14 protein-coding genes are annotated in these 13,687 nt (G+C 68.3%); 6 read left to right on the forward strand and 8 right to left on the reverse strand.

Translation table 11 applies throughout. The features are described 5' to 3' along the window. The first annotated feature begins 158 nt into the window (after window positions 1-158). The 4 genes from BLS74_RS17365 (at window position 159) to BLS74_RS17380 (ending at window position 2,347) form a co-directional block, all read left to right on the forward strand. The gene (locus tag BLS74_RS17365) at window positions 159-530 is read left to right on the forward strand and encodes a DUF4148 domain-containing protein (protein ID WP_093108497.1); all 372 of its coding nucleotides are present in this window, start codon (window positions 159-161) and stop codon (window positions 528-530) included. Between the two features lie 66 nt (window positions 531-596). Continuing rightward, a complete protein-coding gene (locus BLS74_RS17370; RefSeq protein ID WP_093108498.1) occupies window positions 597-1,625 on the forward strand; it encodes an MBL fold metallo-hydrolase in 1,029 nt (342 codons plus the stop codon). Between the two features lie 19 nt (window positions 1,626-1,644). Then, the gene (locus tag BLS74_RS17375; RefSeq protein WP_093108383.1) at window positions 1,645-1,941 is read left to right on the forward strand and encodes an SDR family NAD(P)-dependent oxidoreductase; all 297 of its coding nucleotides are present in this window, start codon (window positions 1,645-1,647) and stop codon (window positions 1,939-1,941) included. A 76-nt stretch (window positions 1,942-2,017) separates the two neighbouring features. Next, window positions 2,018-2,347 (forward strand): hypothetical protein, encoded by a 330-nt coding sequence (locus BLS74_RS17380; RefSeq protein ID WP_093108384.1) that lies wholly within the window; start codon window positions 2,018-2,020, stop codon window positions 2,345-2,347. Between the two features lie 6 nt (window positions 2,348-2,353). Here the strand turns inward: BLS74_RS17380 and BLS74_RS17385 are convergent, their stop codons facing one another. From BLS74_RS17385 to BLS74_RS17410, 6 genes are all read right to left on the reverse strand, one after another. Continuing rightward, window positions 2,354-2,641, reverse strand: coding sequence for a hypothetical protein (locus BLS74_RS17385; RefSeq protein ID WP_093108385.1), 288 nt, complete (start codon window positions 2,639-2,641; stop codon window positions 2,354-2,356). A 240-nt stretch (window positions 2,642-2,881) separates the two neighbouring features. Next, on the reverse strand, window positions 2,882-4,999 hold the full coding sequence (locus tag BLS74_RS17390) for an SdrD B-like domain-containing protein (RefSeq protein WP_093108386.1): 2,118 nt from the start codon (window positions 4,997-4,999) through the stop codon (window positions 2,882-2,884). Next, entirely contained in the window at window positions 4,996-5,823 is an 828-nt protein-coding gene (locus tag BLS74_RS17395) for a cupredoxin domain-containing protein (protein ID WP_093108387.1), read from the reverse strand. Before BLS74_RS17395 ends, BLS74_RS17390 begins: the two co-directional genes overlap by 4 nt. Further along, complete coding sequence (locus BLS74_RS17400; protein ID WP_093108388.1) at window positions 5,820-6,290, reverse strand: hypothetical protein; 471 nt, start codon at window positions 6,288-6,290, stop codon at window positions 5,820-5,822. The genes BLS74_RS17395 and BLS74_RS17400 overlap by 4 nt, the downstream gene beginning before the upstream one ends. Further along, window positions 6,287-6,934 (reverse strand): hypothetical protein, encoded by a 648-nt coding sequence (locus tag BLS74_RS17405; protein ID WP_093108389.1) that lies wholly within the window; start codon window positions 6,932-6,934, stop codon window positions 6,287-6,289. Before BLS74_RS17405 ends, BLS74_RS17400 begins: the two co-directional genes overlap by 4 nt. 103 nt (window positions 6,935-7,037) lie before the next feature. Continuing rightward, window positions 7,038-7,679, reverse strand: a complete 642-nt coding sequence (locus tag BLS74_RS17410) for a hypothetical protein (RefSeq protein WP_093108390.1) — start codon at window positions 7,677-7,679, stop codon at window positions 7,038-7,040. Between the two features lie 276 nt (window positions 7,680-7,955). Here BLS74_RS17410 and htpG point away from each other — a divergent pair, with 276 nt between their 5' ends. Together htpG and BLS74_RS17420 are read left to right on the forward strand one after the other, a co-directional pair. Beyond that, window positions 7,956-9,998, forward strand: coding sequence for a molecular chaperone HtpG (htpG, locus tag BLS74_RS17415; RefSeq protein ID WP_093108391.1), 2,043 nt, complete (start codon window positions 7,956-7,958; stop codon window positions 9,996-9,998). Window positions 9,999-10,060: 62 nt separating this feature from the next. Continuing rightward, window positions 10,061-11,338, forward strand: coding sequence for a cytochrome P450 (locus BLS74_RS17420; protein ID WP_093108392.1), 1,278 nt, complete (start codon window positions 10,061-10,063; stop codon window positions 11,336-11,338). A 156-nt stretch (window positions 11,339-11,494) separates the two neighbouring features. Here the strand turns inward: BLS74_RS17420 and BLS74_RS17425 are convergent, their stop codons facing one another. Together BLS74_RS17425 and BLS74_RS17430 are read right to left on the reverse strand one after the other, a co-directional pair. Beyond that, the gene (locus BLS74_RS17425; protein ID WP_093108393.1) at window positions 11,495-12,517 is read right to left on the reverse strand and encodes a serine/threonine protein kinase; all 1,023 of its coding nucleotides are present in this window, start codon (window positions 12,515-12,517) and stop codon (window positions 11,495-11,497) included. A gap of 13 nt (window positions 12,518-12,530) precedes the next feature. Continuing rightward, window positions 12,531-13,646: a DUF2855 family protein gene (locus BLS74_RS17430; protein WP_093108394.1), complete on the reverse strand. Its 1,116-nt coding sequence runs from the start codon at window positions 13,644-13,646 to the stop codon at window positions 12,531-12,533. Window positions 13,647-13,687 lie beyond the last annotated feature (41 nt).

Raw genomic sequence — 13,687 nt, forward strand, 5'->3', positions numbered from 1 at the left:
GTTGAAGCGGTGGTGGGGTGGACTCGCCTAACTCTCGCCTAACTCTTCGCTAACGATCGGCTCAATCTGCCTGCCTAGAGTGAAGCCCAGGTCAGCCGCGATGCATGTCGCATGCGGCGCGAGACCTGCCGGTCATCCCAGTCTTGGAGTTCATCACCATGCAAGCAGCCTCCCTGAAGTTTCTCGCCGTCACCACTTTCAGCGCCCTTGCCGCGCTGGGCTCGGTCGCCGCCCAGGCCGAAAGCTATGACGGCGTGCACAGCCACGTGTCGGCCCTGAGCCGCGCCGATGTGGACGCGGAAGCGGTTCGCAGCGCCGTCGCGCCCAATCAGAACGTGGTGCGCGGCTCGCGCGGCGCGGAACCCTTCAAGGCGGTCGCCGACCGTTCCGCCGTGGCCCAGGAAGCGATGCGCGCAGCCTACGCGCCGGACCAGAACGTGTCCTCCGGTTCGCGCGTGAACAGCAAGGTGATCTCGACGATGCGCAATCCGATGGACCAGCGCACCGCGGCCGGCGCGAGCAGGCTCTGATTGGCGCCGCCCGTCCACCGAACGCGGCCGCTTGCGGCCGCGCTGCTTTTCATTCTGATTGCCTTCATGACCACTCTCGGATTGAGCGCCTGCGGGACCGCCCGCTATCCCGAATCGCCGCAGTTCCGCGACGGCAGTTTTCGCAATCCCGTGACGCCCCAGACCGTCGGCTGGCGCGAGATGCCCAGGGTCCTCTGGCGCTTCATGTTCGACAAGCCGGCCGAGGCCTCGCCTGCCGCGCCCTTGCCCGTGGCCAGCCTCACGCGCGAGCAGCTGCTGGCCGCGCCTGACCAGACGCTGGTGCGCCTCGGGCACTCGACCGTGCTCATGAAGCTGCAAGGCGCCTTCTGGTTGACCGACCCCGTGTTCTCCGAGCGCGCCTCGCCGGTGCAGTGGGCCGGGCCGAAGCGCTTTCATGCGCCGCCGATTTCGATCGACGGGCTGCCGCCGATCAGGGGCGTGGTGCTGTCGCACGACCACTACGACCATCTGGACCGTGCCGCGATCCTGCAGCTGGCGGCAAGAGTCGATCACTTCCTGGCGCCGCTGGGCGTCGGCGACCTGCTCGTCGAATGGGGCGTGGATCCGGCCAAGGTCCGGCAGCTGGACTGGTGGCAATCCACCACGGTGGACGGCATCCGCTTCGTCGCGACGCCGGCGCAGCATTTCTCGGGGCGCAGCCTGTTCAGCGACAACCCCACGCTGTGGGCCTCGTGGGTCATCCAGTCGGAATCGTTCAGGCTCTTCTTCAGCGGCGACACCGGCTACTTCGACGGCTTCAAGGCGATCGGCGAGAAGTACGGGCCCTTCGACGTCACGCTGATCGAGTGCGGCGCCTACGACCGCCAATGGTCCGGCGTCCACATGCAACCCGAAGAGACTTTGCAGGCCCATCTGGACTTGCGCGGCAAGCGCCTGCTGCCGGTGCACAACGGCACCTTCGATCTGGCGCTGCACGACTGGCACGACCCGCTGGCGCGCATCACCACCCTCGCCGCGGCGCGCGGCGTGGACCTGATGACACCCCAGATCGGGCAGGCGGTCGACATGAAGGCGCCGTCGGCGGTGACCGCCTGGTGGGCGCGGGCCGACTGAGGACACGAGAAGCCAAGCCATGTCGCAAGCGAACTGGGATCGCAGCACGATCGGCCGCGCGGGCCGTTTCGAAGGCAAGCTGATCGTCGTGGCCGGCGCCGCCTCGGGCATCGGCCGCGCCGTGGGGGCCGCTTTCGCGGTCGAAGGCGGCCGCGTGCTCTTCTGTCGCCGTGGCGAAGCGCTGGGCCCCGAGGTCGAGGCCGCCATCCGGGCGGCCGGCGGCGAGGCGCTCTGCGTGCGCGCCGACATGCTGAGGGAAGAAGAGCTCAAGGCCTTCGTCGAGCGAGGTCAGCTTGTCCTAAGCGTGGCTTCCTAGAGTCCTCGATGGACGATCCGTCGCGGCGCATGTCGCGCCGCGGCGCGATCGGCCCATCCTTGTCGAGGAGACAACCATGCATGCTTCCACACGCTGGATGGCGCTCGCCGCGCTCGCATCCTTCGGCGCTGCATTCGCGCAGGCGCAGGAGATCACCGACGGCTCCGACTACCACCCGCTCATGATGAACTCGCCGCCGAGCGCCGAGGTGCAGGCCGGCGCGGTGGCGGCCGCGCATCCGGCCGGCACCGAGGTCGAGGGCCAGTCGACGGCTGCGCCGGCGATGAGCTCCAAGGTGTCCGAGACCGAGGTCTATGCCGGCGCGCTCGCCGCTTCCCATGCGAGCGGCACCGAGCTGCCGGGCCGGTCGACCTCGCCGATGCCGCCCTCGGGCAGCAGCCACTGAGCCCGCTCAGAGGCCGTGAACCAGCAACAGGCCCTGCGGCGGCGTCGGAATCCTCAGCGTTGTCTCGCCGACGCGGTGGAACCGGTATTCGCGGCCGTTGAGCATCACGCTGGGCCTGTTGGTCCAGACGCGGTACTCGTACCCGTCCGTCACCGGCGTCACCTGCAGCACGCGGAACACGGGCGGAATGATCACCGTGAAGTTCAGGCCTCCGGTCGCGCTGTTCACGCCGAGCGTGGTCTCGGCTGTGCAGGCCAGCGGCAGCAGCAGCAGGGCGGTGAGGGCGCTTTTCATGCAAACCCCCTTTGAGAACGCGCTTCCGTACATATGGCGGCACCCAAGAAAAAACAGGACAGGCAGGCGTCGCATCGACGACCGGTCCTTTGGATATCGGCGGAGTCACGGAAAAATGAAGGGTCGGCGGGATCCGTGGCCTCCGTTGCCGGCCAGTAAATACCCTGCCGCGGCGCAGCGCAACCGACTTAAGTCGTAGGACGCGTGCGCAACGCGCCGCCGCGAGACAAAGGCCGCGCTTCAGCGCTCTTTCTGCACGGGCAAGTCCGCCGAGGCGGTGTCGCGCACGTACACGTCGACGCGGCGCGAAGGCGAGCCCGCGCTGCTCCAGGGCAGCGGCAGGTTGTCCTGGATCAGTTCGATCTCGTGGCTGCCGGCCGCCACCGACGGGAAGCTGTAGAAGCCCTGGGCGTCGGTGCGCGCCACGTAGCGGCGGTCGAGCACCACCGTCACGTTGGCTACGCCGCCCTCGTTCGCTTCGCGCCGGCCGTTGTTGTCCTGGTCGAAGAACACATGGCCTTCGAGCCGGCCCGCGCCGGCACCGGGTGCGCCGCCGATGGGCGCGCTGGCCAGGCCGGCCCGGTTCTCGTAGCGCAGCGCCACCATGAAGGTTCTGCTGTAAGGCGTGACGAGCACCGGCTGCAGCGTCGCCGCCGTCAGCGCCGAGACCACCGCCGGATTGAGCGACTCCTGCCCGCGCGCCGCCGTGTACTGGGCGATGAAGGACCAGCCCAGGCCGAGCGGCCAGGTCAGGCGCGCATTGGCGCTCAGGAAGCGCGAGTCGTTGCCGCCGATGCCGTTGCTGCCGCGCAGGCTCAGGTCGAGCCGGGCGCCGGCGACCAGGGGCGTGGTGCCGAGCACGCCCCAGTGGACCGTGCGCTTGCTGAGGCCGATCTCGCGCGACTCCTCGACCGCCAGCGAGGTCGAGAGGGTCTGCGTCTCGCTCACGCTCCAGGCATGGTCGACGCCGGTGCGCAGCACGCGCAGACCGGTGCCGTGCGCCGCGTCGGTGCGCCATTGCGTGTAGCCCCAGTCGGACTTGTGCTCCCAGGTCAGCTGGGCCGACTGCGCGGCGAAAGTGCCGGTGCGCGCGGCGAGGGTGGCCGAGAGTGCGTCGCGCGAGTCGAAGCGATAGCGGCCGAACAGGTTGCCGAACACCGAGCTGCGCCGCAGGCCGCTCACGCTGTCGCTCACTTCGAGGTTGGTGCCGAGCTGCCATTGGCGCGTCGAGATGTCGCCGCGCCACGAGGCGCCGCGCAGATCGCTCGGCAGCGAATCGCCGCCCCAGCGCAGCGAGGGCTCGAAATAGAACACCGAGGCGGCCTGTTGCATCAGCTCCGTGCGCCAGGCGGCATCGACCCAAGCGCCCGTGGCCGAATCGCGCGGGGCGAACGAGGACGCGTCCGAAGGCCGGCCGGAACTTTGCGCCAGGTTGGCCTGGACGCGCAGGCCGCCCAACTTGTCGGCGACGCCGCCGAAGCCGGTTCCCAGCGAATCGGCCCAGGGCGCCAGGCCCTGCCAGGACACGGCGGTCCAGAGCGAGCGCGTGTTCTGGGCGAAGCCGGGCACGCCGTTGGCGTTGAAGTCGCGCGTCTCGATCAGCTGGACGGCTGCATCGGTGCGGCCCAGCGCGAGCGGGCCGTCGCCGCCGGTCAGCTGCGTCTGGGCCCCGGCGCTCGTGGCCGTGCCCTGGTTGGCCGAGAAGCCCTGGAAGGAGAGCCCGTCGAAAAAGCCGAGCCGGCCGGCCGAGGCATTGAAGGTGGTCCTGCCCGGCTGCTCCAGGCTGGCGGCAACGCCCTCGATCGGCAGGCTGGGCAGGTAGACGCGGCCGACGCCGCGCGCCAGCGGCGTCGCCGCCATGTTGATGTTGCCGACGCTGTTGTTGCCGAACCAGCCGCCGTCGAAAGGCATGCGGCGCTGGTCGATGCGCCAGGTGCTGCCGGTGCGGTAGCTGTAGGGCACCACGCTATACGGCGTGCCGGTGGTGCCCACCAGGCCGAGGCCGTTCACCGGCGCGGCGTCGCGGTTGAGGTTCGCATTGGCCGAAAAGGTGCCGTAGTCGGGCGTGTCGAGGTAGCCGGAGAACAACAGCGACTGGCTGCGCTGGCGCACGATGCCGCTCTGCTGGGTCGACTGGCCTTCGATGCTCCAGCCGCGCGGCCAGCCCGTGTCGCGGACCTGGGGCTCATCGGCCGGCTCGGCTTGCGGGCTGTCGTCCAGCACGCGGTCGGCATAGCCGGCCGCCTCGGGCTGCACCACCGTGGTAGCGGGCGCGGCCTGTGCCCATGCCGGCGCGCCGGCCAGCGCGTGGCCCGCGCCGCACAGTCCGAGGGCGCTGCATCGGAGCCAGCGTCTCATGGGGCGAAGCGTTGATGGATCGGCATCGAGCCGTTCTTGCCCCACTCCAGCTTGCCGGTGATCGTGATCGGGAAGCGCACGGCGACGGCCGTTTCGGTGTCGCCGGGCTTGTTGGCCACGAGCGCGATGTCGCGTGTCTCGCCGGCCATGACGGGGGTGGTGCTGGCCTGCAGCTCCAAGGCCGTGCCGCTTGCATCGGTACCGGAGAGGAAGCCGGCCAGCCGGCCGTGCGCGGTGCCGGTGTTGCGGATCTTGAGCATCGGCGTGGCTTGGCCGTCGACCGTCTGGACCGAGCTGCCTGCGAGCTCCAGCACCGGCGCCACGTCACCCACGGCGACATAGACGATGACGCCGATGCGCGCCCCCAGTGCAACCGGAACGCCCGGTGCCGCCGCGGGCTGCTGGCCTTCGATCATCACCGCGAAGCGGCATTCCGTCGGCGGCGTGCCGGCCGGCGGCGTCACTTCGAAGCGGAAGCGGTAGGGGCGTCCGGGCGTGATGCTGAGTTCGCGGCGCTCGATCGCGACCCAGGGCCGGCAGCTGCCCGACAGCAGCTCGTCGCTGAAGTCGACCGAGGCGTCGGGCCTGAAGGTCCAGTCGGTGGTCTTGAGCTTGTAGGCGCCGGCGCGCGTGTCGCGGTGCGTGAGTTCGATCACCTCGCGCACCCGTTCGCCGGGCTTCGCCGACAGTTCGAAACGCGGCGGCGATACGGCGAGCGAAAACTGTGCCTGCACCGGCGCGCCGGTCGTCAGGGCGGCAATGCCGGTCGCAAGCAGAAAGGCCGCGCAGTGCACGCGGCGGAAAAGTGCGGCACGGCGCGTCACGGCGATACCTCGATCTCAAAGAAGAATTGCAGGGATTGCGCGCGCTCCACCCTCCGGCCATCGGCGGTGAGATCGAGCACGATGCTTTCCTGCAGAAAAGCGTCGCGTACCACGCCTTCGAACACCAGCGTGCGGTTGCCGCCGCGGACCGTGCCCGGAAGCAGCCGGCCCTGCGTGCGCCACGTGGCGATCAGCTGCTCGCCCTCGGTCGGTGCCAGCGACATGTAGATGCGCGCCGGCCGGTTGAGCCAGGGCGACAGGTTGAGCCGCAGCGCCACGGCCACGCGGCCTTCGATCGTGTGGTCGCCCGCGCGGCCGGGTGCCAGCTGGCGCCAGCGCATCGGTGTGACCGGCTGGCTCACGTAGGTGCCCGTGTCGTCGACCCGAAAGGTCGCGGCGCCGGCCGTCGGCGGCGTGGCCAGGGCCAGCAGGCCGGCCAGCATGGCAAGCGAAGCGCGGGCCTTCATGGCGCGGTGAGCGTGTAGGTCGCTCTGCCGGTGAAGGTGCCGGCGGGGACCAGCTGGGTGTTGAGGTAGCGGAAGGCCAGGCAGCTTTCGAACCAGGTGTTGCGGGTGACCGACAGCAAGGTCTGGGCGCCGCCTGCGAAGGTGGCGCTGGGGATCGTTGTTCCCGTGTCGCCGTTGCCCGAAGAGGTCCACGCGATGCTATTGAAGGGGATCGTGTTGCCGCCATCGGTCAGGCTCGCCGGCGTGGTGACGGACAGGGTCGCCGCGCCGGCGTTGCTCGAACCCGGCATGCGATAGAAGCCGCCCACGTACACCTGCCCCGTGGTGGCCGGTGAATTGCAGAACGCGAAGCCGTCCCATGGACTGATCGTGACGGTGCTGTCGGTCGTCATGGCCTGGGCCGTGCCCGAGCCCAGTTGGCCCGCCGGAACGGTGACCGACACGGAGTTGACGGTCGTGTTGTTGCCGGGCGTGCCGCCGGTTCTGAAATTGCCGCCCGACATGGTGCCGGCGCCCACCTGAAGAAAAAGCGCGCGGGTGCCGGGTGTGATGCCGATCGTGAAGCCGTGTGCCGCAGGCAGCCAGACGCCGCCCAGCACGGCAAGCGCCAGCGCGGCGCGCCGGGCGCGGGAAGGTGGTGACAACCAAGGTTCCATGCGGCTTTTTCCTAGACGGCGAAGGCAGGACGGGCCTGCCTTCGTTCATCGCGTCTCGAAAGCCGCGCGTCCCGGACAGTCGTGCTGGCGATCAGGGCGCGGTCGCGGTGTAGGTCACGCGGCCGTTGTTGCCCACGGTGTCGCCGTAGGTGCCGGCCGGCAGCGTGGCCGTGTTGGCATAGGCGAAGGTCCAGCTGCCTTCGCGGCGCACGAGGCCGGCCGAGGCGGCCAGCGTGGTGGCCGTCGCCGACGCGCCGCCGCCGGCTGCGTCGTTGAACGGCGGGTGGGCGATGGCCGCGTTGGTGTAGCCGGTGGTGGTCGTTGCCAGTGCACCTGCGGTCACGACGATGTCGGCCCACGGCACGGTCGGGTTGCCGGCGACGCCGCTGCTCAGTTGGCCCGTGGTCGCGTTGGTCAGGCTGACGGTGCCGCTGTTGCCGAGCACACGCACCGTGACGCCGCCGCCGGCCAGGTCGCCGCCGGTGCCGGCCACGGCAGTGCCGTTGCCGATGGCGCCCGCCGGCACGTCGAAGGTGACGTTGTCCACGGTCGCGTTGTTGGCGAGATTGGTGCCGGTACCGACTTGCAGGAAGAGCACCTTCGGAACGACGACCTTGAAGTCGAGCTTCGCGGCGGCGCTCTGGGCGCCCGAGCCGGTGACGAAGTTCGATTCGGCTTGCGCGGCCAGGGGAGCGATGGCGGCAAGCGCGGTGACCAGAATAAGTTTTTTCATGAGCGGTGGAGTAAGTGGTTGGTTTCGGTGCCGGGTGAAATGTAGGCGATGGCCTACAAGTTCGGGCGCTATTTAGTTCTCATGAATAACGAGAAGAGAACTTTCGTTAAATAGTTACGATGTAGTACTTTGGGATCTGTCGTGCCTTTGCCACGCACCGTGCAGCATTCCATCTGCGGAGCCGGGCATTTCTTTCGGATGGCTCGCCGCGGCGGGGTCTTGTAAAGTTGTCGATTCGCCTGAGGCGACGTCTTTTTTCTTCGTTCTTCTCGTGCCATGACCCTTTCCAAGACCAAACTCCCGTTCCAGGCCGAAGTCGCGCAACTGCTGCACCTGGTCACGCATTCGCTCTACTCCAACAAGGAAATCTTCCTGAGGGAGCTGATCTCGAACGCGTCGGATGCCTGCGACAAGCTGCGTTTCGAAGCCATCGACCAGTCGGCCCTGTATGAAGACCAGCCCACGCTGGAGGTGCGCGTTTCCTTCGACAAGGAAGCCAAGACGATCACGATCGCCGACAACGGCATCGGCCTCTCGCAGCAGGAGGCCATCGACCACCTGGGCACCATCGCCAAGAGCGGCACCCGGGAGTTCATGAGCAAGCTCTCGGGCGACCAGAAGGCCGATGCCCAGCTCATCGGGCAGTTCGGCGTGGGCTTCTACTCGGGCTTCATCGTGGCCGACAAGATCACGGTCGAGTCGCGCCGCGCGGGCCTGCCCGCCGAGGAAGGCGTGCGCTGGGTCAGCGCAGGCGCTGGCGATTTCGAAGTCGACACCATCGCGCGAGCGCAGCGCGGCACCAGCGTGACGCTGCATCTGCGCGAGGATGCCGAGGAATACCTGAACCTGTGGAAGCTCAAGTCCATCATCTCCAAGTACTCCGATCACATCTCGCTGCCCATCCTGATGGAGAAGGAGGAGTGGAAAGAGGGTGAGGAGAACAAGGGCGGCCAGATGGTCAAGACCGGCGAATGGGAGCCGGTCAACCAGGCCAATGCGCTGTGGAGCCGGCCGAAGAAGGACATCAGCGAAGAGCAGTACGTCGAGTTCTACAAGAACATCAGCCACGACTTCGAGCCGCCGCTCGCCTGGAGCCACAGCCGCGTCGAGGGCACGACCGAGTACACGCAGCTGCTCTACATCCCGTCCAAGGCGCCGATGGACCTGTGGAACCGCGAGAAGAGCGCGGGCGTCAAGCTCTACGTCAAGCGCGTCTTCATCATGGACGACGCCGAGGCGCTGCTGCCGAGCTACCTGCGCTTCGTCAAGGGCGTGATCGATTCGGCCGACTTGCCGCTCAACGTGAGCCGCGAACTGCTGCAGGAAAGCCGCGATGTGAAGGCGATCCGCGAAGGCAGCACCAAGCGCGTGCTCGGCATGCTGGAAGACCTGGCGAAAAAGCAGAAGGCGGCCGGCCAGAGCCACGAGGGCAAGCTCGATGTCGGCTCCGGCGAGAGCGTGCCGGCGCCCGAGCCGGGCGAGGGTGTGACCGATGCGGTCGACAAGAAGGACGCGGACACCACGCTGGCCGCCGAAGCCGCGGCCGAGTACAGCGACGAATCGGGCAAGTACGCCAAGTTCTACGCCGAGTTCGGCGCCGTGCTCAAGGAAGGCCTGGGCGAAGACTTCGGCAACCGCGAGCGCATCGCCAAGCTGCTGCGCTTCGCATCGAGCACCAGCGACACCGTGAGCGTCAGCTTCGCGGACTACAAGTCGCGCATGAAGGAAGGCCAGGAAGCGATCTACTACATCACGGCCGACACCCCGGCCGCGGCCAAGAACAGCCCGCAGCTCGAGATCTTCAAGAAGAAGGGCATCGAGGTGCTGTTGATGACCGACCGCGTCGACGAGTGGGCGCTCAACTACCTCACCGAGTTCGATGGCACACCGCTGCAGAGCGTGGCCAAGGGCGCGGTCGACCTCGGCAAGCTGCAGGACGAGGCCGAGAAGAAGGCTGCAGAAGAGGCGGCCGAATCCTTCAAGCCGATGCTGGAGCGGCTCAAGCTGACCCTCAAGGACAAGGCCGAAGACGTGCGCGTGACCACGCGCCTGGTCGATTCGCCGGCCTGCCTGGTGGTGCAGGACGGCGGCATGAGCACCCAGCTCGCGCGCATGCTCAAGCAGGCCGGCCAGCCGGCGCCGGAACTCAAGCCGGTGCTGGAAGTGAATGCCGAGCACCCGCTGGTCAAGAAGCTCGATGGCTCCGAGCACTTCGAGGACCTGGCCAACATCCTGTTCGACCAGGCGCTCCTGGCCGAGGGCGGCTTGCCGGCCGACCCGGCCGCGTACGTGCGGCGCGTCAACGCTTTGCTGGTGTGACATGAGCCCGCCCGGCCGCCCGAAGGGGCTCGCACCGCAGTGCGGAGCACGGAGGTGATCCAATGACTTTGGCCGAGTCCTCGCAAACGCCCGACCTGTCGGGCTTCGACTTGCGCAGCCTCGGCCCGGCCTTCTACGAGAACCCCTATCCCTGGTACGCCGCGCTGCGCGAATCGACGCCGGTGCGGCGCATGCCCGACGGTTCGCTGCTGCTGACGCGGCATGCCGACTGCGTGGCGGTCTACAAGGACACGCACACCTTCAGCTCCGACAAGCGCGCCGAGTACGCGCCCAAGTACGGCGCCGGCAGTCCGCTCTACGCGCATCACACGACCAGCCTGGTGTTCAACGACCCGCCGCTGCACACGCGCGTGCGCCGGCTGATCGCCGGTGCGTTGACGCCCAAGGCCATCGAGTCGCTGGAGGATGGGCTCGTGCACCTGGTGAACGGCCTGCTCGACCGCATGGAAGAGCGGCAGCGCGCCGGCGGCGAGGTCGACCTGATCGAGGACTTCGCGGCCGCGATTCCGGTGGAGATCATCGGCAACCTGCTGGGCGTGCCGCGCGACGAGCGCGAGCCGCTGCGCAACTGGTCGCTCGCGATCCTCGGCGCGCTGGAGCCGCGGCTGACCGAGGCGCAGATGGAAGCCGGCAACCGTGCCGTGACCGAGATGGTGGCCTATCTGCGCGCGCTGGTGGCCGAGCGGCGGCGCCATCCCGGCGATCCGGCGCACGACGTGCTCACGCGGTTGATCCAGGGCGAGGAGGCTCCTTCGACCGGCTCAGGACAGGACAGGTTGAGCGAGAACGAGCTCTACCAGAACTGCATCTTCATCCTCAACGCCGGCCACGAGACCACGACCAACCTGATCGGCAACGGCCTGGTCGCGCTGCTCGAATGGCCCGAGGAGAAGCATCGTCTGCTGGATGACCCCTCGCTCATCCGAAGCGCGATCGAAGAATTCCTGCGCTTCGAGAGCTCCAACCAGCTGGGCAATCGCATCACGACCGTCGCCGCCAAGGTCGGCGACATCGAGGTGCCGGCCGGCACGCAGATCACGCTCGCCATCGGCGCGGCGAACCGCGATCCGGCGGTGTTCGATGCGCCCGATCGGCTCGACATCACGCGCTCGCCGAACCGGCATCTGGCCTTCGGCTCGGGCACGCACCAGTGCGTGGGCATGAACCTCGCGCGGCTCGAGGGCCGGGTCGCGATTGCGGCCTTCCTGGCGCGCTTTCCCGACTACGGGCTCTGCGGGCCGGTGGTGCGTGGCGGCCGTGCGCGCTTTCGCGGCTACCTGCATGTGCCGCTGAGCCTGGGGCTGCCGATCGAGTCATGAAGCTCACCCCCAGGCTTGCCCACTTCGTGTGGCCGCCAACCCCTCACCGGGGGCAACACCAACGGCCCGGCAAAGCCGGTTCCGTGGTGTTCCTGGAATGGGATTCGTGCGGCCGCGCTGAAGGTGAGGCCTCGGCCCAGGGCTACGTCCGAATGCTCACGCGTAGAGCGGTTCTTCCGCCATCGCCTCGCACTGGTCGTGCAACATGTTGATCTGCTCCTTCCAGTAATCGCTCGAGCCGAACCAGGGGAAGTTGATCGGGAAGATCGGGTCGCGCCAGCGCCGTGCGAGCCAGGCGCTGTAGTGGATCTGGCGCAGCGTGCGCAGCGGCTCGATCAGCGCGAGCTCGCGGCGGTCGAATTCGCGGAACTGCTCGTAGCCCTCGAGCAGGCCGCTCAGCTGCGCGGTGCGCTGCGGGCGCTCGCCCGACAGCAGCATCCACAGGTCCTGCACCGCGAAGCCGGTGCGCGCGTCGTCGAGGTCGACGAAGTGCGGGCCGCCGTCGGGACGGTCGGTCGGAGTCCAGAGGATGTTGCCGGGGTGCACGTCGCCATGCAGGCGGAGCTTCTTCAGGTCGGTATCGGCGGCCGTTCCCAGCGCGGTGCCCTCGATCATCTCGAAGGCGGTGTTGCAGGCCTTCTCCCAGTCGCGCTGCACGTCGAGCGGGATCATCTCGTGGCCCAGCAGCCAGTCGCGCGAGGCGATGCCGAAGCTCTGCAGGTCCAGCGCCGGCCGCACTTCGAAGGGCCGCGCGGCGCCGACCGTGTGGATGCGCGCCAGGAAGCGGCCCACCCATTCGAGCACCTCGAAGTCGTCGAGCTCGGGCCCGCGCCCGCCGCGGTAGGGGCTGACGCTGAAGGCGAAGCCGCCGTGGTGGTGCAGCGTGGCGCCCTGCAACTCGAGCGGCGCGACGGCCGGCACCTCGGCGGCCGTGAGCTCGATGGAGAAGGCGTGCTCCTCGGCGATCTGTTCATCGCTCCAGCGGCCGGGCCGGTAGAACTTGACCACCACCGCGCTGCGGTCCTCCAAGTACACCTGGTAGACGCGGTTCTCGTAGGAGTTCAGCGCCATGAGCCGCCCATCGCCGTGCAGGCCGAGCCCGGCGAGCGCGTCCAGTACCACGTCGGGCGTGAGGCTTTGGTAGGGATGGGCGCTGGCTTTCTCGGCGGATGAGGTCATCCGCCCATTGTCGCTAGCTCAAAGCCCTGGAAAGCGACAAGATGTGCCCGGTGCGCGGATCGCCGCGGCCCGACAGCACCTGCGCGTAAGCGGCCTGCACCGCTTCGGGCCCCTCGTGGTGCTGGGCGACGAGCCACGGCGTGGCGGGCCGGGTCACCTGCGCGATGAAATCGCGCCAGGCCTCGACCATCCGCCGTCCGAATTCGTCGCCGCCCCATTCCCCGGTGCGCTTCTTGATCTGGGCCGGCGCGAAGAACAGCGTCGCGCGCACGCCGGGCAGGTCCTTGCCGCTGCCGCTCGCGGCCAGCTGCTCGACGTGCGTGCCGCCGATCGAGCAGCTGTACTTCAACTGGGTAAAGCGCGTGTGGATGGCGCGCCGCAGTTCGCCGTTGCCCGCGAAATCCACGTAGACGCAGGGTGCATCGGCCGCCACCTGGTCGAGCTCCTCGTAGGCCAGCACGCGGTGGTAGCAGCCGAGGCTTTCGCAAAAGGCCTTGTTGGCAGAGGAGGTGAGGCCGATCACCTCGATGCCGGGGCGCTGATGCATCTGGAAGGCGGTGCCGTAGGCCGTCTTGCTCGACGCGCTCGAAAGCAGGGCGACGCCCGGCCTGGCGCCGAAGAAATCGTTGTCCTCGAAGAAGTCGTCGATCAGCCAGGAGGTGATGAACAGCGGCCGCAGCAGGGCCTGCAGGTCTTCCGTGTCGGCGCCGTAGAGCGGATCGCTCGCGGAGCGGAAGTACTGGTTGTAGACGGCCGGCAGCGCCGCGCGGTGCGGCGCGCTGTCGGTGAAGCGGGCGGCAGACAGTCGCTCGGGGGTCAGCACCACGCTCGATGCCATCGGCACATAGCCGTAGAGCCGCTCGCCCACCGCGACACCCGGGTGCAGCGACTGCACCACCGAGCCGAAACCCCAGACCGGGATCGAGCCCCAGCCCTCTTCACCGGTCGGGAAGAACTGCCAGTAGTTCATCGACTCGCCGAAGGCGGCGTAGGTGATGTTGTTGGAGGTGAGGGCGAAGCTGTCGATGCGCACCCGGACCTGGCCGTCGGCCAGGGGCGCGTCGTCGTCGGCGCGCACGCGAGTGGCAGAGAGATCGTCCTTGCGGATCAGGAGGGTGGTGGTGTTCATGGAAACCACCTTAGCGCAGGCGCATGACGCCTGTCATGTCC

This window comes from Variovorax sp. CF079 (assembly GCF_900101545.1).
Taxonomy (GTDB): domain Bacteria; phylum Pseudomonadota; class Gammaproteobacteria; order Burkholderiales; family Burkholderiaceae_C; genus Variovorax.

Bases quoted from the DNA above. Each gene is read 5' to 3' on its own strand.
- BLS74_RS17365 (WP_093108497.1), top strand. From the start codon at position 159: ATGCAAGCAGCCTCCCTGAAGTTTCTCGCCGTCACCACTTTCAGCGCC.
- BLS74_RS17370 (WP_093108498.1), top strand. From the start codon at position 597: ATGACCACTCTCGGATTGAGCGCCTGCGGGACCGCCCGCTATCCCGAA.
- BLS74_RS17375 (WP_093108383.1), top strand. From the start codon at position 1,645: ATGTCGCAAGCGAACTGGGATCGCAGCACGATCGGCCGCGCGGGCCGT.
- BLS74_RS17380 (WP_093108384.1), top strand. From the start codon at position 2,018: ATGCATGCTTCCACACGCTGGATGGCGCTCGCCGCGCTCGCATCCTTC.
- BLS74_RS17385 (WP_093108385.1), bottom strand. From the start codon at position 2,641: ATGAAAAGCGCCCTCACCGCCCTGCTGCTGCTGCCGCTGGCCTGCACA.
- BLS74_RS17390 (WP_093108386.1), bottom strand. From the start codon at position 4,999: ATGAGACGCTGGCTCCGATGCAGCGCCCTCGGACTGTGCGGCGCGGGC.
- BLS74_RS17400 (WP_093108388.1), bottom strand. From the start codon at position 6,290: ATGAAGGCCCGCGCTTCGCTTGCCATGCTGGCCGGCCTGCTGGCCCTG.
- BLS74_RS17410 (WP_093108390.1), bottom strand. From the start codon at position 7,679: ATGAAAAAACTTATTCTGGTCACCGCGCTTGCCGCCATCGCTCCCCTG.
- htpG (WP_093108391.1), top strand. From the start codon at position 7,956: ATGACCCTTTCCAAGACCAAACTCCCGTTCCAGGCCGAAGTCGCGCAA.
- BLS74_RS17420 (WP_093108392.1), top strand. From the start codon at position 10,061: ATGACTTTGGCCGAGTCCTCGCAAACGCCCGACCTGTCGGGCTTCGAC.
- BLS74_RS17425 (WP_093108393.1), bottom strand. From the start codon at position 12,517: ATGACCTCATCCGCCGAGAAAGCCAGCGCCCATCCCTACCAAAGCCTC.
- BLS74_RS17430 (WP_093108394.1), bottom strand. From the start codon at position 13,646: ATGAACACCACCACCCTCCTGATCCGCAAGGACGATCTCTCTGCCACT.